The sequence below is a fragment of the Roseovarius atlanticus genome, assembly GCF_019802205.1.
In the GTDB taxonomy this organism is placed as follows: Bacteria; Pseudomonadota; Alphaproteobacteria; order Rhodobacterales; family Rhodobacteraceae; genus Roseovarius; species Roseovarius atlanticus_A.
Genome location: NZ_JAHVHQ010000003.1, coordinates 173,147 through 191,096 on the forward strand (window position 1 = coordinate 173,147; position 17,950 = coordinate 191,096).

Sequence of the window (17,950 nt, forward strand, 5' to 3'; positions counted from 1 at the left end):
GGGGCGGTCTGGCGATCGCGCGGCGGCGCGGCAGGGCCGCGCCTCTGTTCCGCGCGGTGCAGCTACCCTTTCATTAAAAGAGGGGAGCCCGAAGGCCCCCCTCATCACTCGTTACGAACTCAACAGAGAACTCGTTACGCAACCTTCGGCTTAGCGCGCCTGTGCGATGGCCAGCGCGGTGAAGCCGCCCATGCCCAGGTCGGCTTCCATCATGGCTTCACCCGTTTCCAGGTTGATGGTGTAGAAGCCGGCCGTCTCGGCGCCTTCCATCTGCAGGATGGCATAGGCCATGTCCTCGCCCTCGGACGGCGACATGATGTCGAAGCCGCCCCAGTCGCTCAGGTCCACGGCCTCGCCGTCGACGGTCACCTCGGCGATGGTTTCCAGCGTGCCTTCGTTGTTGGCCAGGCTGACCAGCGAGTCCGTCTCGGCGTCCAGCGCGTATTGGAACGTGCTGCCGGCGGTCTCACCGTTGATCGCGTTGGTATAGGCGTTGGCATAGATCATCGGGTCGGCGCCGGCATTGGCGTCGCCTTCGGCATAGGCCAGGTCAGTGACGCGCACGACCTTGCCGGCCTTGTCCTCGGCGCTGAAATCCTTGGGGAAATACACCAGGTTGTCCTCGCCCGACGACACGGCGCGCACGGCGTCGATCTTGTTGTTGAAGTCGAACGCGACCTTCGAGCCGTCGGCGACCATCGCGTCGTCATTGAACGCCGCTTCGAGATCGGTCATCTCGCCGCTGGCGGTGTCGATGGTGACGACCATGCCGTTCCTGAAGCCAAGCAGTTCGCCGGTGACGGGGCGCCATGCAATCGCGTCCAGCGCCTCGGAGAGGTCCATGGTCTGCACGTCAGTCGGCGACGTGATATCGGCCATGGACACAAGCGTCATGCCGTCATTGGCAAGGGCAAAGCCCATATCTGCGCTATCGCTTTGCGCGAAGGCGGCGCCCCCCAGCATCGACAGGGCGGAAACGGCGGTGATGGTACGAGTATACATTGTATTCCTCTCTCTTTTTCAGCTTACGCAACCGGCCTCCCTGGCCGGCGCTTGACCAAAGACACGGAGGGTGATCGAGAGAAGTTTCAGCGCGTCCGGATTTTTTTTGTCGTTACACGCTGGCGGTTTCACGCAGAGGTGTTGGCGGTCCTGTTGAAGCGCATGATAAGGCTGTGTAGCCTTGGGAAACTCATAACGGAGAGTTGCATCATGTCATTCCGCGCCTTTGTGACCGCGTCACTGGCCGTGTTCAGCCTGTCAGGTAGCGTCATGGCGGCCCCCGACGCCGTGCCGCTGACCGGCGATATCACGCTGGGCGGCGGCGATTTCAGCACCGGCGGCGGCATCACCGTGGCGGTCGAGCCGCGCCGGGCCATCGACGGGCAACTGGCGCTCTGCGGTGTCTGGGCGCAAAGCGAGCGGCTGACAGCCTATGTGCGCCCGCATGTGCGCGACCTTCTGGCACCCGGATCGCTGGCCGTGGACGGGCAGGTGGTGCTGCATGACCTGCGCGTGTTCAACGAGGTTGCGCCTGTCGAAAGCTATGTCGGCGCCCCGGCCACTTGCATGGCCACGGGTCTGCCGTATCGCGAGGGTGTTCGCGTCGAAATCCGCATTCCGCGCCGCGCCGTGGTGCGTGAACGCGACAGCGACGGCATCGGAGCCGAGATCTGGTTCATGCCGGCGACGGGTGAAAACCTGGCGCTGACCTCCGGTTCGATCCTGCCGGCGCGGTGGACGCGCTTTACCTCGCCGGGCAATCGGTACGACACCACGCGCCCCGAGGAGAACCCGCCGCAGGACTGAGCGTCGCGGCCCGCGTCATCCCGATTGAAAAACCCCGGGGGATGGGGCACTATCTCCGGTGTTGAAGGTTAACGAAACGGTGCGGCAAAGACGGGGCAAACCCGCGATCCCGCCGGCACCACGAGGACAGAGCAGGACAGTCCCGATGAAAAAGGTATTGATGACCCTTATGGCTGTCGGTCTTGCCGGCTGCGGCCAGCCCGATCGCTTCGACGGGCGCAGCGGTTCGGTCAGCCGCGCCGTGCCCATGGCGTCGGGCCCGATCTCGAACGCCTGCATGGCGTCCGACCGCAAGGCGCGGTCGCGGGCGCTATGCGGCTGTATCCAGGCGGCGGCGGACCAGACGCTGAACCCCTCCGACCAGCGCCGCGCGGCGTCGTTCTATCGCGACCCGCACCAGGCGCAGGAAATCCGCCAGTCGGACCGGGGCCGGGACGAGTCGTTCTGGAAAGCCTATCGCGCCTATGGTGAGCGGGCCGAGCAACTGTGCCGATGAGCGGCCTGTTCGACTTCCTGGCCGAGCTTCCGCCCTATGACGACAACGCAACCACGATCTATCGGCTGAACCAGCGTCACAAGCTGATCATCGACCCGTTCGGCCCGCAGATCGAAGGGGCCCGCGTGCTGGACATCGCCGCCCATGACGGGCGGTGGTCCTACGCGCTGGCCGCTGCCGGTGCGGCCGAGGTGGTGGGGGTCGAGGCGCGGCCCGAGCTGGTGGCGCGGTTCGACGCCTTCCCCGACACGGAGTTCAAGCCCCGCGTGCGCCTGACCTGTGGCGACCTTTTCGCCGACCTCGAGGCACGGGGCGCGGCGGGCGAGCGGTTCGACGTGGTGGCGCTCTACGGCATTTTCTACCACGTGATGGACCACTTCCGCCTGTTGTCGCTGATCCGGGCGCTGGCGCCCGGGCTGGTCATCATCGACAGCGAGTTCATGGTGCAGGACAACGCCATGATCCAGGTGCTGAAGGAAGAGGTGTCGAATCCGCTCAATGCCGTGACCGAAGTGGAGGGGCGCAGTCATACGGTTGTCGGCGTGCCGTCCCGCAGGGCCACCGAGTTCATGGCCGAGGCGCTGAACCTTGACTGCGCCTGGATCGACCACGACCTGATCCTGGGCGAGGACCGTCGGGGCATGCACGACTATTTCCGCGACGGGCGCAAGGTGCGCCATGTCTGCGCGCTGAGCCCGGCCGGGCAGGGCTGACCGGCGCCACGGGAGGCGCGAAAATGCGCATTTTCGCCGCCATTTTCCGCGCGGAAAATGGGCCCGCTCAGGCCTTCAGCCGATAACCCTTGCGGAAAAGCGCCCAGGCCAGCAGGGACACCGCCAGCGTCGCGCCCAGCACGATCGCCGCGCCCATCGACACGCTGCTGTCGGACACGCCGATCATGCCGTACCGGCCCCCGTCCATCAGGTAGAAGACCGGGTTCACGTGGCTGATCGTGTAAAGCGCGCCGGGCAGCGCTTCGACCGAGTAGAACGTGCCCGACAGGAAGGCGAGCGGCGTGACGATGAAGTTGGTGATCGCCGCCATCTGGTCGAACTTCTGCGCGAAGATCCCCGCGACCATGCCAAGCGCACCCAGGAACGCCGCGCCCAGCGTCACGAAGCCCAGCCAGATCAAAGGATGCGCCGGCACGATCCCCAGGAACAGCGCCAGCCCCACCGCGATGGCCAGCGCCACCAGAACGCCCCGTGCGATGGCCCCGGCCAGGTAGCCCAGCACCAGCTCGGCGGGCGACAGGGGCGGCATCAGCGTGTCGACGATGTTGCCCTGCACCTTCGAAATCACGATGGACGACGAGGTATTGGCGAAACTGTTCTGGATCACCGTCATCATCAGGATGCCGGGCGCGATGAAGGTGGTGAAATCCACGCCCATCACGTCGCCCCGGCGCTCGCCGATGGCGATGGAGAAGATCACCATGAACAGCCCCGCCGTGGCCAGCGGCGCCATCAGCGTCTGCGTCCAGACGGCCAGAAACCGCTGGGTTTCGCGCTGCGCCAGCGTGGCCAGGCCAAGCCAGTTGACCCGCCCGAAGCGGCGGCTGCCCATTTCGTGGAATTCCTGCATCTCGGCCTCGATTGTCGTCTTGCGGTGCCTTGTAACTCAACGCCCAGTGATTAGAATAGGGCAACTTGCAAAAAGACCACGCCCCGGGGGATCCCGGCGGCGTGATGAATCAATGAAAGGTGGCTCATGTCCTGGAGTGACGAGCGCGTCGAACTGCTGAAGAAAATGTGGGGCGAGGGCCAGTCGGCCAGCCAGATCGCCAAGGAACTGGGCGGCGTGACCCGCAACGCGGTGATCGGCAAGGTGCACCGCCTTGGCCTGTCGAACCGCAGCGGCTCGGGCAATGGCGCCGCCGCGTCCGAGGCACCGGCCAAGGCCAAGCCCGCCGCCAAGGCGAAACCGGCCGCCAAGGCCAAGCCTTCCGCGCCCAAGCCCGAGGCGAAAAAGCCCGAGCCCAAGGAAGAGCCCGCGCCCACCGCCGCGGCAAGCCGCGTCAAGGCGATCATCCCGGCGGGCCAGCCCCTGCCGCCGCAACCTTCGGCGAACGAGATCGACCCCGAGGCGCTGGCCAAGGTCAGCGAGATCGAGAAGAAGGCGAAGCGGCTGTCGCTGATGGAATTGACCGAGCGGACCTGCAAGTGGCCCGTGGGCGATCCGGCGACGGATGATTTCTGGTTCTGCGGCCTGCCGGTCAAAGCCGGCAAGCCCTATTGCGAGGCCCATGTCGGCGTCGCGTTCCAGCCGATGAGCTCGCGTCGCGACCGCAAGCGGTAGGATCAGTCGGTCTCTGACAGCCACCGGGGCCGCAGCACCATGACGGTGGGCTGCCCCGGCAGCGTATCCAGCGAGACCGTCAGCGCACTGTCCTCGGTGCGCACCACTGCAAACTCCTGCTCCATCGCCGCCAGGAAGGCCTGAAGCGTGCCATCGCCGAACCAGTGCATCGGGATGACGATGGACGACCGCAGGCGCTTGACCGTCTCGATCATCCGGGGCAGGGGCAGCGTATAGCCGCCATCGACCGGCGCCAGCAGCACATCGACCCGCCCCAGGGCCGCGAACTGCTCGTCGGTGGGCATGTGATGCAGGTGGCCCAGGTGGCCGATGCAAAGCCCCGCCGTCTCGAACACGAAGATCGAGTTGCCCTCGGGCTCGGCCGGGGCACCGTAGCGCGGGCGGATATCGGTCGAGACGTTGCGGATGACCATGTCGCTCAGATCGAGATAGTGGTCGATGCCCGCGCCATGGCTCTCGCCCCAGCCGGTCAGGACGTTGGGAATGCCCGGGTCGGGGAAGGGCGTCCAGTGGGTCTCATGGGCGTGGTTCATCGTCACCACGTCGGGCAGGAAATCCACGTTGCCGATGAAGCCGGTGAAATCCGTGACCGCGCTGGTGCCGGACTGGGCCTGGATCAGGAAAGAGGCGTGGGCGATGTAGTGGAGGCGCACGCGGTCCTGCGGCACCGGATCGCGGAAACTGGCCTTCTGAACGTAGTCGATCCCGGGGGCGGATCGCGCGATGGACAGGCAGTGACTGGGCTTGCGCTCGGCCTCCTGAGCCACGACTTTCTGGGCCAGGACGGGCGTCGCGAAGGCGGCGAGGAACAGGGCAAGACGAAACATCGGCAGTACCTCCTGCCGGGGAGTGTAGCGCATGGGGCGGGAAAGTCAGCTTTGCGCCTGTCGTTGGGCGAGGCCGCGGCGTGCGGTGCCTGTTTTGGCGGCACAAGCGGCGCCAGGCCCCACGGCCAGGAGATCCCGGATCAGGTCCGGGATGACGTCGCGAAAAGACGCGCCGTCAGCGCAGGATCTCGAACCCGTCCTGATCGGGTGCTTCGGCGGGCTCCGGCTCCACCCGTTCGACCTTGGCGGCGGGCGGCCCCTTTTCCATCGCGCGCAGCATGTCCGCCACGGCCTCTTCCGGGCCGGACAGAACGGCCCGGACCGACCCGTCTTCCTCGTTCCTGACCCACCCGCGCAGGCCGCGTGACCGCGCCTCTTCCCGCGTCCAGGCGCGGTAGTTCACACCTTGAACCTTGCCGGTGACCAGAACGCCGGTCAGTGTCGTCTCGTTGTGCATGGTCGCCTCCTGTTGTGTCCCTGGACATAGGGCGTTTCTCCCCCGTGTCCCGTGCATTCAAGCCACCTCGGTCAACCTTGAAAACCGCTAGAGACGCTCCTTTCGCGTATTGGAAATCTGATCTTGCAGGAGGATTTTGCACGAGTAGTACAGACAAGATAATGGATGTGTTCTTACTTCAAATTTGAGCTGAACTACAGGATGGCTAGTCCGAGTGTGACGAGTGCTGCGATCGTAGTGACTATCCGCGCGGCTTTATATCCAGCGCTTCCATCAATCTTGTGGACTGTGTCTGCAATCTTTAGATGCAGAGCAATCTTCGCTGCCCGGCTGAATATCCGCGTTGTCTCGTCTGCTCCCGGCAAAGGTGGCGCGCCGGAGGGCAAAGGTTGCGTCGCATCATTGAGGAGTTGCGGAATGTCATTCTGCCAATCATCGGCTAAATTATTGTCCGAAATGGCAACAAGCATAGGCAAAGCGTCTTCAAGCTTTTCCTTCGCGCCTTCCGGCAATTCCCGGATCGTCTGATCGGTCAAGATTTGACGGTTCTCCGCCACGTCGGGGTGGGTTGCGCGTATACCCCTTGCCCCTTCTTCCAGCGCGTCCTGAAAGGCGAGATTTTCTTCACTGGCAGGCAACTCGTCGTTCAGAATTTGCCGCGTCAGTCCTTTGTGGACGCTGACAAATCCCATCTCGATCTGCTGCGGATCGTTGCCGTATTTCGTGAATACGCGGCGCAGCACGCGAACCTCACGCGCGTTGTCGTGCAACCCGTTCGACGGGTTGGCCAGTACATCATCCAGCGCGTCCTGAACCTGTGTCAGTGTCGCGCCCAGAAAGTCCGGTTTCGCCACGCTCAACGGAACGGTATAGAACTTCGCAGTCTCCGCGTTGAATTCTACTCGCTCAGCTTGCGGCGCTTTCTCGGCGAGATACGCCGCCTTGATCCGCTCAATCTCGGTCGCTACCGCTTCTGGCCCGGCCTCCCAGATATGGTTATCAATCAACGCCACTCGCCGCTGAAGCTCCCAGTCGAGTGGCTGGCCTCGAAGAAATCCATCGAACCAGGTTTTCCAAAAAGACCAGTAGCTTACCTGTTGCGAAAGAGCCGAAAAGTCGTCCCAGTTTGCCTTTACATCAGGAGGAGCAGAGCCACTTGACCATAAGGGAATTCGCCAAACGTCTTCCGGAGATGAATTTGAATCTTCGACTGCTATAAAAGCTGCTTTCTCTGTCCTAGAAAACTTCACGGAGCGTGCTGCAAACCTTGCAACTGACACCCGGCGCTTCTGGGCTGTGCTCGCAGCCGCACTTATCGCACATCTCGAAATTTTCTTTGCTAAATATCCGCGGACCAGCGGCGCCGCTGCTTGCTGAGCCGCGACCTTTTCCTCTTTTCCTGGGAACTGAGAACAAATTACGGAGACTAAATTTGCGCGAAGATCTTCCAAAAGCGCATGTCTTATGTCGAAAGCATATTCGTTAGTTGTGTCTCGCAGAGCCGTAAGGTGAAATACGAAGAAAAGATCTCGCAACGCTGCACGGCTTGCGATTGCCACGCAAAACTCAATACCAAGTTCGCGAAATTTCCTCTCGAGGATATCCCATGCGTCGTCACTCATGATGTCACCTTGACCCCTCCCTCAAACCCATACATATCCCAACCATGACACCGCTTTCGCATATCCGCAATTTCTCCATCGTGGCGCATATCGACCACGGGAAATCGACGCTGGCCGACAGGCTGATCCAGGCCACCGATACGGTGCCGGACCGGGACATGAAGGAACAGCTGCTCGACGCGATGGATATCGAGCGCGAGCGCGGCATCACCATCAAGGCCAACACGGTGCGCATCGAGTATACCGCGCTCGATGGCGAGGATTACGTGCTGAACCTGATCGACACGCCCGGCCATGTCGACTTCGCCTACGAGGTCTCGCGTTCGATGCGGGCGGTCGAGGGCTCGCTGCTGGTGGTGGATTCCACCCAAGGGGTCGAGGCGCAGACCCTGGCCAACGTGTACCAGGCGATCGACGCCGACCACGAGATCGTCCCGGTCTTCAACAAGATCGACCTGCCCGCCTCGGATATCAGCCGCGTCGCCGAACAGGTCGAGGACGTGATCGGCATCGACGCCTCGGGCGCCATCCCCGTCTCGGCCAAGACGGGCCAGGGCATCCGCGAGGTGCTGGAGGCGATCGTCACCCTTCTGCCGCCGCCCAAGGGCACGCGCGACGCGCCGCTGAAGGCGATGCTGGTGGACAGCAAGTACGACCAGTACCTGGGCGTCATCTGCATCGTGCGGATCATCGACGGGGTTCTGAAAAAGGGCGACCGCATCCGCATGATGAAAACGGGCGGCACCTATGACGTCGACGATATCGGCGTCTACCGCCCGTCGATGAAATCGGTCAAGGAACTGGGGCCGGGCGAGATCGGCTATCTCAACGCCTCGATCAAGCAGGTCCGCGACACCCGCGTGGGCGACACCATCACGCTGGAAAAGAACCAGACGCCCGAGCCGCTGCCCGGCTTCAACCCGTCGCAGCCGGTGGTCTTCTGCGGGCTGTTCCCGGTGGACTCGGCCGAGTTCGAGGATCTGCGCGACGCCATCGAGAAGCTGGCGCTCAACGACGCGTCCTTCAGCTACGAGATGGAAAGCTCCACCGCGCTGGGCTTCGGCTTTCGCTGCGGGTTCCTGGGCTTGTTGCACCTCGAGGTGGTCCGCGACCGGATCGAGCGCGAATACGATATCGAGCTGATCACCACCGCGCCGTCGGTGATCTACCACGTCTACATGAAGGACGGCACGCAGATCGACCTGCACAACCCCGCCGACATGCCCGACCCCTCGACCGTGGCCCATGTGGAGGAGCCGCGGATCAAGGCGACGATCCTGGTGCCGGACGAATTCCTGGGCGACGTGCTGAAGCTCTGCCAGGACCGGCGCGGCATCCAGATGGACCTGACCTATGCCGGCAGCCGGGCGATGGCGGTCTATGACCTGCCGCTGAACGAGGTGGTGTTCGACTTCTACGACCGGCTGAAATCGGTGACGCGGGGCTATGCGTCCTTCGACTACCAGCTCGAAGGCTATCGCGAGGACAACCTTGTGAAGATGTCGGTGCTGGTGAATGACGAGCCGGTGGACGCGCTCAGCATGATGGTCCACCGCGACCGGGCCGAGATGCGCGGGCGCGCCATGTGCGAAAAGCTCAAGGACCTGATCCCGCGCCACATGTTCAAGATCCCGATCCAGGCCGCCATCGGCGGCAAGGTGATCGCCCGCGAGACGTTGTCGGCCTTGCGCAAGGACGTGACCGCCAAATGCTATGGCGGCGACGCCAGCCGGAAGCGCAAGCTCCTGGACAAGCAGAAGGCGGGGAAAAAGAAGATGCGCCAGTTCGGGAAGGTGGATATCCCGCAGGAGGCATTCATCTCGGCGCTGAAGATGGATAATTGACTTACTTCTTTGATGATTACTTTTGATCAAAGAGCAATCATTGCATTTTTATGCTGCCAATAAAGTCCTTTTGGACGCTAACTCAACAAAGAAACTTCTGAAACCAATCGTCGAAAACTTGGAGCAAAGCCCTCAATATCAAGGCGTTTCGTGATGTATGTTCTGCTGTGTGCTGCGTTGTCGCCAAGCTCTTTGAGTTGTTCGAGTGCTTTTGGCGCATTCCTTGAAAGCTTGAACGGGTCTCCACTTCTAAGAGAGTTAATAAGGCCGTTCATCATGAGGTAATTGCCCGATGAATCTAAAATTCTAAAGCGCTCCCCAGCTTTTTCATAGGCGTCAATGATAAGTACTTCGACCAGCCGCCGCATCATTACAGCGCACGCGTCAAAAAGCTCAAATTGGTAGGCTCCGTTTACTTGCTTAGCTATCGCTTGAACGTATGGTCTCGCGTATTCAAAATCGTTTAGGTGCAAAATACTATCGTCTACTGTTGGTAGCGATTTATCGAGATACGAATTATACTTAGCGGCCAGCTGCTTTCGCTTTACTGTAGCGACTTGCAGTGGTTTCCCCTTCGGTGCTGAAATATCTTTGCTTTTAATAAGCCTCTTTTGTAAACGAGACCTATTGATATTCGCTCGTATGCCGTGCTCTTCCATGAAGTCACAGATCGAGGCCAATTTTACCTCTACGCCCGGATTTGTTTCGCTAAGAAACCATGCCACTTTCACGGCCAAAGTAGTTTCCGTGCTTCCTTCTTCGTGGGCTATCGCACTTCCAAATCCTGCAGCGTCACTCATCAGTTTCGTTTAGACGTGTCATGAAAGCATCCTTCGCGGCTCCCGTGACAGTATAGAGAGTTGAGTTTTTTGGGCCGTTCCGGGTCAAAAATTCAGTCGAATTATTGCTCAATGTCTTCGACAACGTCGGGAGACTTGATTTAATTCGCAAGGCATCCATGACGCGTTTCACGTCGCCAGAGTTAATTGGCGAGTCTGCTACGACTGCTACTAGCATGCATTTCTCTTTCCACTGACCTTGCACGTCAAGAATCTTGGCTTTGATCTGGCCGAAGTCAGTTCGTTCCTTGATTGCATTTGCTATTTCTAACCCGTTCAATTGGCTAGTATTATTGTCGCTTTCGCCGGACGTCTTGGTCTTGGAGGATGTGCGCTTTCGAGTTGTCTTTTTCGTGGAATGATCCTGTTTTTCTTCGTCAAGTTGAAAGCGCTCGGGAGCGATCACAGGATTTTCCAGTACAGGTTTCCAATAGTCAGTCAATATGACTTGAACTTCCGCCAGTTCACCTTCAGCGGTAATGGACGCTTGTCCTATATGTATTTCAACACGCATTTTGCTTCACAAGTAATTGTGCCAAGGTATATCGAAGGGATCATGACATCGGGTTGCCCCAAAGTCTAGTTTCAACCTCAGCTAGATACTTTGAAGAAAAGCTATTGCTAGAAGATATTGGGGCTTCAAAAGCCTAATTGGATGTAGAGCGTCGTTCACTGGCGCCCTAAGTTTTTCCCGCCAGATCAAGGCCGGGCGTCGCCGCCCGGCCAATTCCCTACGCTCCGCCCGGACCGTCCCTCACCCCCGTGGCGCGTTGGCCATCGCCGATCGCACTTCCTTAGCCAGGGCGATCGGGTTGTCCACCAGCCTCGGGTCGCGGCAGATGTAGTTCGCGATGCTGGTCGCTTCCTGCGGGCTGTAGCCAGCCTGGACCAGCGAGTCGACGAAGTTCGGGTTCGCCTTGTCCCAGATCACTTCGGTCCACGGGCCGCGATAGCAGCTGACGAGAATGTAGGTATCGGCCTTGGCAGTATCGGCCATCACGAGAAATGCCGCGGCAGCGGCGCACAAAGTTGTTTTGAACATGGGTCCCCACCCTGGTGATATGTCCAGCCAGCATAGCACGTGAGTCGCGCTTCTCTGAGTCAATTTTAAGAAAAAGGTTAATTTGCAACCGCAGAATCCGGCCGGGCAGGCCCGCTCTCTTCTGGATTGCGGTTATCCCGCGGCAAAGGTGCCGAAACACTTGGCTTTCGGGACTTATCCACAGGTATTTCCAGCGCGATATCAACAGGTTATCCCCAAGAATTTTTTGTGCCGCAGTGCTTTTTTCTTGCCCGGAGGCGGTTTCGGGTGTGTCATTTGAATGACTGCACCGGGTCGCTGACCCGACGCAGCGCCGCAAAGGCCCCTCGGGACCGGCGCGGGCGGAACCGGGGGTCGCACGACCTTATCGACCGCTCAAGCCAGTTCAGGCCGATGCTCGGGGATGCCCGCGCCTTTCGGGGCCAGGGCGACCCGCGTATCGCCGGGTCGATGCAAACGGGCAGGGGCCTGTCCCTTGTTCGTGGCCAAGAGGCCTTCGGGCCTCGAGGCGGTCATGCCCGGCGACGGGTATGGATCGGTGTCGTTGCCTTCGGGTGGCGGGATCGCCGACGGTCTCCATGAGGCCGGAGGCAAAGCTGGGCCGGATGCCCCTCGGGGTGATCGGTTTGGCAAAGGCGTCAGGGTGCGGGGTGAAACCCGCGATGCAAAGACCGCGTCTGAGCACCTGGCGCCTTTACTCCCGGCTTGCCGCGACAGACTGCGTGCCAGTTTCTCGCGCAACGCCGGTTTCCGATGCGCCGAATGGCAGTAGGTCGGAACGCGAACGGGGTCCGTGGCCATTGGCCGCCGGACCCCGCTGTCAGTGATGCTACCGCGTCTAACACCTGTGTCTCTGCGATATAGCGTGGTGTGGCGCCGGTCAACCAGATCTGGCGTCATGGATGACAGATTTCACCATATCTTCGCAAATCGGTCACAGCCCGCGCGCGGCAGGCGCCTGTGATCCAGATCAAGGCACTGCCCGGCGCGGCGCGCTATGCAGGACAGGCGCAACAATCCCACTCGGAGACCCGCCATGATCTGGTTGATGGTTATCTTGCACGTATTCATCGGATCCACCCTCGCAGGCTCGTTCGTCATCGCCGCGCTGGCGATGGGGCACGACACGTTGGCCCCCATCCTGATCTCCGCCGCGGCGGGGTTCGCGGTGGCCTTCCCGGTGTCCTGGGTCGTGGCGAAACAGCTGTACCGGGCACGCTGACGCCGGGGAATTGGCACCGACGCGATGCCACCCGGATACCGACGCTATACCGACGTCGTGTTTTCCAGCCATCCGCGCACGGCGGATTCGAACTCGCGCGGCCGCTCGGCATGCAGCCAGTGGCCCGCGTCCTTGATCTTGACGAAACTCGCGTCGGGGAAAAGCGCCTTGATACGGGGGCGGTACTCCCGCGCGACGTAGTCGGAGTCTGCACCGGACAGGAACAGTGTCTTGCCGTCGAACTGGCTGTCCAAGTCCGGAAAACTGAGGATCTTCGGCATCTCGGCCTCGAGCGTGTCAAGGTTGAGGCGCCATTTTTTCTCTTTCACGTCAAGCGATTGCGTGAAGAAGGGAATGAGCGCCGGGTCGTCGACGGCATCTTTCAGTTGTGCCTCGGCGTCCGACCGCTTGGTGATCGCCGACAGGTCCACGCGGCGCATCGCGGCGATATATTGCAGCTGGCTGTGGCCATAGCCGACCGGCGCGATGTCCGCCACGATCAGCCGGTTCACCAGGTCGGGCCGGGTCAGCGCCAGCACCATCGACGCCTTGCCCCCCATGGAGTGCCCCAGCACGTCGATCGGACCGCCGGTTTCGGCCTCGATCACCTCGGCAAGGTCTGCGGCCATGTCCTCGTAGGAATGCGTGGAAAACCAAGGGCTTGTGCCATGGTTGCGCATGTCGACAGCGAGGACTGGCCCTCGGTCGGACAGCCGTTTGGCGATGACGCCCCAGTTGCGGCCCGAGCCATACAGCCCGTGAGCGATGAGAAGTGGCGGTGCATTGCCGCCCGAGGCGTGATGAATGACATTCAGCATGGATCAAGCCAATACACGCCATTGCTCCCGCAATCAATTGCACCTAGTGTGCGCCGCCAAGGGGTGCATTAAGTGATTGATCGCAAACAATTTGACGCGCGGCGCGAGGCGCTGGAAAAGCAGCTTCACGAAAAGCTGGGGCTCAGGGGCAAAACCCTGTCTGCGCGGCTGCGTCGGGCCGGGCGGCTGTTGCCCAAGCGGCTTCGAGCGGAGGGGCGGTATCTGGTGGACGCGGAGCGAAAACTGTCGCATCCGCGCCTGGCGACACAGGTTGACGAGGCGCGTGTGGGCAAAGCCTTCGAGGCCATCGAGACGCACCTGAAAGCCATCGACCCGGCGGACCGGCGGCGGGGACGGCTGATCCACTGGCTGGCCGGGCTGGTGTTCAACCTGTTGATCCTGGCCGCGATTGTGCTGATCGCGCTGCGCTGGCAGGGCGTCATATAAAAACCCGCGCAGGCAAAGGCTTGCGCGGGTTTCAAGGTCGGTCAGACCGAGATCAGAGGTTCGGGTAAAGCGGGAAGCGGGCACAGAGATCCGCGACCTCGGCCTTGACCTTGGCCTCGGCGTCGCTGTTGCCGTCCTCACCATTGGCCGCAAGCCCGTCGACGACCTCGACGATCCAGTCGGCGATCTGGCGGAACTCGGTTTCGCCGAAACCGCGGGTCGTGCCGGCGGGCGAGCCGAGGCGGATGCCGCTGGTGACGGTGGGTTTCTCGGGATCGAAAGGCACGCCGTTCTTGTTGCAGGTGATATGTGCACGGCCCAGCGATTTCTCGGTCGCGTTGCCCTTGACGCCCTTGGGCCGCAGGTCGACCAACAGGACGTGGGTGTCGGTGCCGTGGGTCACGGTGTCGAGCCCGCCTTTGATCAGCTGGTCGCTCATCGCCTGCGCGTTGGTGATGACCTGCTGGATGTAGGACTTGAACTCGGGCCGCAGCGCCTCGCCGAAGGCGACGGCCTTGGCGGCGATCACGTGCATCAGGGGGCCGCCCTGGATGCCTGGGAAGATGGCGGAGTTGAACTTTTTCGCCAGCGCCTCGTCATTGGTGAGGATCATGCCGCCGCGCGGGCCGCGCAGGGTCTTGTGCGTGGTGGTCGTGGCCACATGCGCGTGCGGGAAGGGCGAGGGGTGCAGGCCCGCAGCCACCAGGCCGGCGAAGTGGGCCATGTCCACGTGCAGGTAGGCGCCGACCATGTCGGCAATCTCGCGCATGCGGGCAAAGTCGATCCGGCGCGGCACGGCCGAACCGCCGGCGATCAGCAGCTTGGGCTGGTGTTCCTTGGCCAACGCCTCGACCTGGTCGTAGTCGATCAGGTTGTCTTCCTTGCGCACGCCGTATTGCACGGCGTTGAACCACTTGCCTGACTGGTTGGGGGCGGCGCCGTGGGTCAGGTGACCGCCGGCGTCGAGGCTCATGCCAAGGATGGTGTCGCCGGGTTGCAGCAGGGCAGTGAACACGCCCTGGTTGGCCTGGCTGCCGGAGTTGGGCTGCACGTTGGCAAAGCCGCAGTCGAAGAGCTTGCAGGCGCGCTCGATGGCCAGGTTCTCGGCGATGTCGACGAACTGGCAGCCGCCATAGTAGCGCCGGCCGGCATAGCCTTCGGCGTATTTGTTGGTCATCACGCTGCCCTGCGCTTCCATCACGGCGGCAGAGACGATGTTTTCCGATGCAATCAGTTCGATCTCGTCGCGTTGGCGACCAAGCTCTTTCTTGATGGCGTCGGCGATATCGGGGTCGCGAGACGCCAGCGATTCCGTGAAAAAGCCTTCTGAAACAAAATCTTGATTTCCGTCATGCGCCATTGGTGATGTCCTCCACATTGCGAGCCAAGCGATTTCGTATCGGAAACACCGTCTTTTTGAAAGGCGGTAATGCGACACATGTCGCCCGCAGACCGGCATCGCTGGTACGAAGGCGCGAATTATGCTTCGATCAACATCCAGAACAAATCAAGGTAGCCAAAATGGGCAATCCGCAGAAAATCGCCTTTGTCGCCAGCCGCGTGTCGGTCGCGCAGTCCGCGCGGGAAAGGTTGGCAAAGCGGTTCGAGCATGTCGAGCCGGAGGACGCCGATGTGATTGTGGCGCTTGGTGGCGACGGGTTCATGCTGGAGACGCTGCACGATGTCCAGAAGCTGGGCAAGCCGGTCTACGGGATGAATCGCGGCACGGTGGGCTTCCTGATGAACGAGTACAGCGAATCGGACCTGCTGGAGAGGCTGGACGAGGCCGAGGAGGAGGTCATCAATCCGCTGTTCATGTCGGCCACCGACAAGGACGGGCAGACGCACGAGGCGCTGGCGATCAACGAGGTGTCCTTGCTGCGGGCGGGACCGCAAGCGGCCAAGTTGCGGATCACGGTGGATGGGCGGCTGCGGCTGGAAGAGCTGATCTGCGACGGGTGCCTGCTGGCCACGCCCGCGGGATCGACGGCCTATAACTACAGCGCGCACGGGCCGATCCTGCCCATTGGCTCGGACGTGCTGGCGCTGACGGCGGTGGCGGCGTTCCGGCCAAGGCGGTGGCGCGGGGCGCTGTTGCCGATGAACGCGCAGGTGCGGTTCGACGTGCTGGACCCCGGCAAGCGGCCGGTGATGGCGGATGCGGACAGCAGCTCGATCCCGGATGTCCTGTCGGTCGAGGTGCGATCCGATCCCACGATAAAGCACCGGATATTGTTCGATCCCGGTCACGGACTGGAGGAGCGGCTGTTGCGGGAGCAGTTCAGCTAAGCCCTACTTCGCCAGGCCGAGGGTCTGCAACGCGTCGCGGATCTCGTCCAGGATGGCCGGATCGTCGATGGTCGCGGGCATCTTGAACTCCTGGCTGTCGGCGATCTTGACCATCGTGGCGCGCAGGATCTTGCCCGAGCGGGTCTTGGGCAGACGGTCCACCACCACAGCCAGCTTGAAGGCCGCGACCGGGCCGATCTGGTCGCGCACCAGCTTGACGCATTCGGCGGTGATCTCTTCATGCGGGCGGTCGACGCCCTTGGTCAGGCAGACGAAGCCCACGGGCAGTTGCCCCTTAAGTTCGTCGCTGACACCGATCACCGCGCATTCGGCCACGTCTGGGTGGCTGGCCAGCACTTCCTCCATGCCGCCGGTGGACAGGCGGTGGCCTGCGACGTTGATCACGTCATCGGTGCGCGCCATGATCCAGACATAGCCGTCCTCGTCGACCATGCCGGCGTCGCCGGTCTCGTAGTAGCCGGGGAAATGATCGAGATAGCTTTTGCGAAAGCGGTCCTCGGCATTCCAGAGCGTGGGCAGGGTACCGGGGGGCAGGGGCAGCTTGATCGCGATGGCGCCCAGCGTGCCGGGGGCGACGGGGTGGCCGGCATCGTCGAGGATCTGGATGTCGTAGCCGGGCATCGCCACGGTGGGTGAGCCGATCTTGACCGGCAGTGCCTCGATCCCGGCGGGCATGCCGGCGATGGTCCAGCCGGTTTCGGTTTGCCACCAGTGGTCATAGACCGGCTTGCCGGTCATCTTTTGTGTCCACTCGATGGTGTCGGGGTCGGCGCGTTCGCCCGCGAGGTAGATCGCACCCAGGCCCGAAAGATCGTATTTCTTCAGGTACTCGCCATGCGGGTCCTCGCGCTTGACGGCGCGGAAGGCCGTGGGCGCGGTGAAGAAGGACTTCACCTTGTGCTGTTCGATCACGCGCCAGAACGTGCCCGCGTCAGGTGTGCCGACGGGCTTGCCCTCGAACACGATGGTGGTGTTGCCGTGGACCAGCGGGGCGTAGCAGATATAGCTGTGGCCCACGACCCAGCCCACGTCGGACGCGGCCCAGAAGACGTCGCCGGGATCGACGTTGTAGATGTTCTTCATGCTCCAGTGCAGCGCCACGAGGTGACCGCCCGTGGCCCGCACGACGCCCTTGGGCGCGCCGGTGGTGCCGGAGGTATAGAGGATATAGGCGGGGTGATTGCCCTCGACCGGAACGCAGTCTGCGGGTTCGGTGCTTTTCTGGAAATCATGCCAGTCGACGTCGCGGCCCTCGGTGAGGGTGGCTGTCTCCTGTTCGCGCTGGAAGATCACGCAGAAATCGGGCTTGTGCTTGGCCTGGTCCACGGCGCCGTCGAGCAGGGGCTTGTAGTGGACGACGCGGCCCGGTTCCAGCCCGCAGGAGGCGGCGATGATGCATTTGGGCTTGGCGTCGTCGATCCGCACGGCCAGTTCATGGGAGGCGAAACCGCCGAAGACGACCGAGTGGATCGCCCCGATCCGGGCGCAGGCCAGCATCGCCTCGAGCGCCTCGGGGACCATGGGCATGTAGATGATGACGCGGTCGCCCTTTTCGACGCCCTTGGCCCGCAGAGCGCCGGCGAGGCTGGCGACGCGGTCCTTCAGCTCCGCATAGGTGATCCGGGCAATACTGTCCGTGATCGGGCTATCATGGACGATCGCCACCTGGTCGCCGCGACCCGCTGCGACATGGCGGTCGACGGCGTTGAAACAGCCGTTCACCTTGCCGTCGCTGTACCATTCGTAGTGGGGGGCCTCGGCGTCAAAAAGCGCCTTGGTGGGCTTTTCGTCCCAGTCGATGGCCTCGGCGGCCTGCATCCAGAAGCCTTCGGGATCTTTCTTCCAGCTTTCGTAGACGTCTTTGTATGCCATTGTATCCCCTCCACGGTCCTCGCGCT

19 protein-coding genes are annotated in these 17,950 nt (G+C 62.1%); 8 read left to right on the plus strand and 11 right to left on the minus strand.

The genetic code is table 11. The annotated features are described in order from the left end of the window. Positions 1 to 150 precede the first annotated feature (150 nt). Entirely contained in the window at positions 151 to 1,002 is an 852-nt protein-coding gene (locus KUV49_RS06695; protein ID WP_222449269.1) for a DUF4394 domain-containing protein, read from the minus strand. Positions 1,003 to 1,212: 210 nt separating this feature from the next. On the opposite strand from KUV49_RS06695, the gene KUV49_RS06700 reads away from it, so the two are divergent. From KUV49_RS06700 to KUV49_RS06710, 3 genes are all read left to right on the plus strand, one after another. Beyond that, entirely contained in the window at positions 1,213 to 1,809 is a 597-nt protein-coding gene (locus KUV49_RS06700; RefSeq protein WP_222449270.1) for a hypothetical protein, read from the plus strand. A gap of 145 nt (positions 1,810 to 1,954) precedes the next feature. Further along, positions 1,955 to 2,305 (plus strand): hypothetical protein, encoded by a 351-nt coding sequence (locus KUV49_RS06705; protein ID WP_261391069.1) that lies wholly within the window; start codon positions 1,955 to 1,957, stop codon positions 2,303 to 2,305. Next, the gene (locus KUV49_RS06710; RefSeq protein ID WP_222449271.1) at positions 2,302 to 3,018 is read left to right on the plus strand and encodes a methyltransferase domain-containing protein; all 717 of its coding nucleotides are present in this window, start codon (positions 2,302 to 2,304) and stop codon (positions 3,016 to 3,018) included. Before KUV49_RS06705 ends, KUV49_RS06710 begins: the two co-directional genes overlap by 4 nt. A 67-nt stretch (positions 3,019 to 3,085) precedes the next feature. Here the strand turns inward: KUV49_RS06710 and KUV49_RS06715 are convergent, their stop codons facing one another. Further along, entirely contained in the window at positions 3,086 to 3,889 is an 804-nt protein-coding gene (locus tag KUV49_RS06715; RefSeq protein ID WP_222449272.1) for an ABC transporter permease, read from the minus strand. A gap of 126 nt (positions 3,890 to 4,015) precedes the next feature. Between KUV49_RS06715 and KUV49_RS06720 the strand changes: the two genes are divergently transcribed. Further along, positions 4,016 to 4,603 carry a GcrA family cell cycle regulator gene (locus KUV49_RS06720; protein WP_222449273.1) on the plus strand — a complete coding sequence of 196 codons (588 nt, stop codon included), beginning with the start codon at positions 4,016 to 4,018 and terminating at the stop codon, positions 4,601 to 4,603. A gap of 2 nt (positions 4,604 to 4,605) precedes the next feature. On the opposite strand, the gene KUV49_RS06725 is transcribed toward KUV49_RS06720, so the two are convergent. The 3 genes from KUV49_RS06725 to KUV49_RS06735 form a co-directional block, all read right to left on the minus strand. Further along, positions 4,606 to 5,451 carry an MBL fold metallo-hydrolase gene (locus tag KUV49_RS06725; protein WP_222449274.1) on the minus strand — a complete coding sequence of 282 codons (846 nt, stop codon included), beginning with the start codon at positions 5,449 to 5,451 and terminating at the stop codon, positions 4,606 to 4,608. Positions 5,452 to 5,626: 175 nt separating this feature from the next. Next, positions 5,627 to 5,908: an acylphosphatase gene (locus KUV49_RS06730; protein ID WP_222449275.1), complete on the minus strand. Its 282-nt coding sequence runs from the start codon at positions 5,906 to 5,908 to the stop codon at positions 5,627 to 5,629. A 194-nt stretch (positions 5,909 to 6,102) separates the two neighbouring features. Next, on the minus strand, positions 6,103 to 7,530 hold the full coding sequence (locus tag KUV49_RS06735; RefSeq protein WP_222449276.1) for a hypothetical protein: 1,428 nt from the start codon (positions 7,528 to 7,530) through the stop codon (positions 6,103 to 6,105). A 44-nt stretch (positions 7,531 to 7,574) separates the two neighbouring features. On the opposite strand from KUV49_RS06735, the gene lepA reads away from it, so the two are divergent. Beyond that, positions 7,575 to 9,374: a translation elongation factor 4 gene (gene lepA, locus KUV49_RS06740; RefSeq protein WP_222449277.1), complete on the plus strand. Its 1,800-nt coding sequence runs from the start codon at positions 7,575 to 7,577 to the stop codon at positions 9,372 to 9,374. Between the two features lie 77 nt (positions 9,375 to 9,451). Here lepA and KUV49_RS06745 read toward each other — a convergent pair whose 3' ends face one another. The 3 genes from KUV49_RS06745 to KUV49_RS06755 form a co-directional block, all read right to left on the minus strand. Beyond that, positions 9,452 to 10,174, minus strand: a complete 723-nt coding sequence (locus KUV49_RS06745; protein WP_222449278.1) for a DUF4145 domain-containing protein — start codon at positions 10,172 to 10,174, stop codon at positions 9,452 to 9,454. Then, on the minus strand, positions 10,167 to 10,727 hold the full coding sequence (locus tag KUV49_RS06750) for a hypothetical protein (RefSeq protein WP_222449279.1): 561 nt from the start codon (positions 10,725 to 10,727) through the stop codon (positions 10,167 to 10,169). The genes KUV49_RS06745 and KUV49_RS06750 overlap by 8 nt, the downstream gene beginning before the upstream one ends. A 240-nt stretch (positions 10,728 to 10,967) precedes the next feature. Continuing rightward, on the minus strand, positions 10,968 to 11,255 hold the full coding sequence (locus tag KUV49_RS06755; protein WP_222449280.1) for a hypothetical protein: 288 nt from the start codon (positions 11,253 to 11,255) through the stop codon (positions 10,968 to 10,970). A 1,036-nt stretch (positions 11,256 to 12,291) separates the two neighbouring features. Between KUV49_RS06755 and KUV49_RS06760 the strand changes: the two genes are divergently transcribed. After that, complete coding sequence (locus KUV49_RS06760) at positions 12,292 to 12,477, plus strand: CTP synthetase (protein WP_152491479.1); 186 nt, start codon at positions 12,292 to 12,294, stop codon at positions 12,475 to 12,477. A 44-nt stretch (positions 12,478 to 12,521) separates the two neighbouring features. On the opposite strand, the gene KUV49_RS06765 is transcribed toward KUV49_RS06760, so the two are convergent. Then, positions 12,522 to 13,295, minus strand: coding sequence for an alpha/beta fold hydrolase (locus KUV49_RS06765; protein WP_222449281.1), 774 nt, complete (start codon positions 13,293 to 13,295; stop codon positions 12,522 to 12,524). A 72-nt stretch (positions 13,296 to 13,367) separates the two neighbouring features. Between KUV49_RS06765 and KUV49_RS06770 the strand changes: the two genes are divergently transcribed. Further along, positions 13,368 to 13,742, plus strand: a complete 375-nt coding sequence (locus tag KUV49_RS06770) for a hypothetical protein (protein ID WP_222449282.1) — start codon at positions 13,368 to 13,370, stop codon at positions 13,740 to 13,742. Between the two features lie 52 nt (positions 13,743 to 13,794). Here the strand turns inward: KUV49_RS06770 and glyA are convergent, their stop codons facing one another. Continuing rightward, positions 13,795 to 15,102 (minus strand): serine hydroxymethyltransferase, encoded by a 1,308-nt coding sequence (gene glyA, locus KUV49_RS06775; RefSeq protein ID WP_261391070.1) that lies wholly within the window; start codon positions 15,100 to 15,102, stop codon positions 13,795 to 13,797. 161 nt (positions 15,103 to 15,263) lie between these two features. On the opposite strand from glyA, the gene KUV49_RS06780 reads away from it, so the two are divergent. Beyond that, on the plus strand, positions 15,264 to 16,031 hold the full coding sequence (locus KUV49_RS06780; RefSeq protein ID WP_222449283.1) for an NAD kinase: 768 nt from the start codon (positions 15,264 to 15,266) through the stop codon (positions 16,029 to 16,031). A gap of 3 nt (positions 16,032 to 16,034) precedes the next feature. Here the strand turns inward: KUV49_RS06780 and prpE are convergent, their stop codons facing one another. Continuing rightward, positions 16,035 to 17,924, minus strand: a complete 1,890-nt coding sequence (prpE, locus tag KUV49_RS06785) for a propionyl-CoA synthetase (RefSeq protein ID WP_222449284.1) — start codon at positions 17,922 to 17,924, stop codon at positions 16,035 to 16,037. Positions 17,925 to 17,950: the final 26 nt, after the last annotated feature.

Excerpts from the sequence above, each read along its gene's own strand:
- KUV49_RS06695 (WP_222449269.1), bottom strand. The coding sequence starts at position 1,002 with ATGTATACTCGTACCATCACCGCCGTTTCCGCCCTGTCGATGCTGGGG.
- KUV49_RS06700 (WP_222449270.1), top strand. The coding sequence starts at position 1,213 with ATGTCATTCCGCGCCTTTGTGACCGCGTCACTGGCCGTGTTCAGCCTG.
- KUV49_RS06705 (WP_261391069.1), top strand. The coding sequence starts at position 1,955 with ATGAAAAAGGTATTGATGACCCTTATGGCTGTCGGTCTTGCCGGCTGC.
- KUV49_RS06710 (WP_222449271.1), top strand. The coding sequence starts at position 2,302 with ATGAGCGGCCTGTTCGACTTCCTGGCCGAGCTTCCGCCCTATGACGAC.
- KUV49_RS06715 (WP_222449272.1), bottom strand. The coding sequence starts at position 3,889 with ATGCAGGAATTCCACGAAATGGGCAGCCGCCGCTTCGGGCGGGTCAAC.
- KUV49_RS06720 (WP_222449273.1), top strand. The coding sequence starts at position 4,016 with ATGTCCTGGAGTGACGAGCGCGTCGAACTGCTGAAGAAAATGTGGGGC.
- KUV49_RS06725 (WP_222449274.1), bottom strand. The coding sequence starts at position 5,451 with ATGTTTCGTCTTGCCCTGTTCCTCGCCGCCTTCGCGACGCCCGTCCTG.
- KUV49_RS06730 (WP_222449275.1), bottom strand. The coding sequence starts at position 5,908 with ATGCACAACGAGACGACACTGACCGGCGTTCTGGTCACCGGCAAGGTT.
- KUV49_RS06735 (WP_222449276.1), bottom strand. The coding sequence starts at position 7,530 with ATGAGTGACGACGCATGGGATATCCTCGAGAGGAAATTTCGCGAACTT.
- lepA (WP_222449277.1), top strand. The coding sequence starts at position 7,575 with ATGACACCGCTTTCGCATATCCGCAATTTCTCCATCGTGGCGCATATC.
- KUV49_RS06745 (WP_222449278.1), bottom strand. The coding sequence starts at position 10,174 with ATGAGTGACGCTGCAGGATTTGGAAGTGCGATAGCCCACGAAGAAGGA.
- KUV49_RS06750 (WP_222449279.1), bottom strand. The coding sequence starts at position 10,727 with ATGCGTGTTGAAATACATATAGGACAAGCGTCCATTACCGCTGAAGGT.
- KUV49_RS06755 (WP_222449280.1), bottom strand. The coding sequence starts at position 11,255 with ATGTTCAAAACAACTTTGTGCGCCGCTGCCGCGGCATTTCTCGTGATG.
- KUV49_RS06760 (WP_152491479.1), top strand. The coding sequence starts at position 12,292 with ATGATCTGGTTGATGGTTATCTTGCACGTATTCATCGGATCCACCCTC.
- KUV49_RS06765 (WP_222449281.1), bottom strand. The coding sequence starts at position 13,295 with ATGCTGAATGTCATTCATCACGCCTCGGGCGGCAATGCACCGCCACTT.
- glyA (WP_261391070.1), bottom strand. The coding sequence starts at position 15,102 with ATGGCGCATGACGGAAATCAAGATTTTGTTTCAGAAGGCTTTTTCACG.
- KUV49_RS06780 (WP_222449283.1), top strand. The coding sequence starts at position 15,264 with ATGGGCAATCCGCAGAAAATCGCCTTTGTCGCCAGCCGCGTGTCGGTC.
- prpE (WP_222449284.1), bottom strand. The coding sequence starts at position 17,924 with ATGGCATACAAAGACGTCTACGAAAGCTGGAAGAAAGATCCCGAAGGC.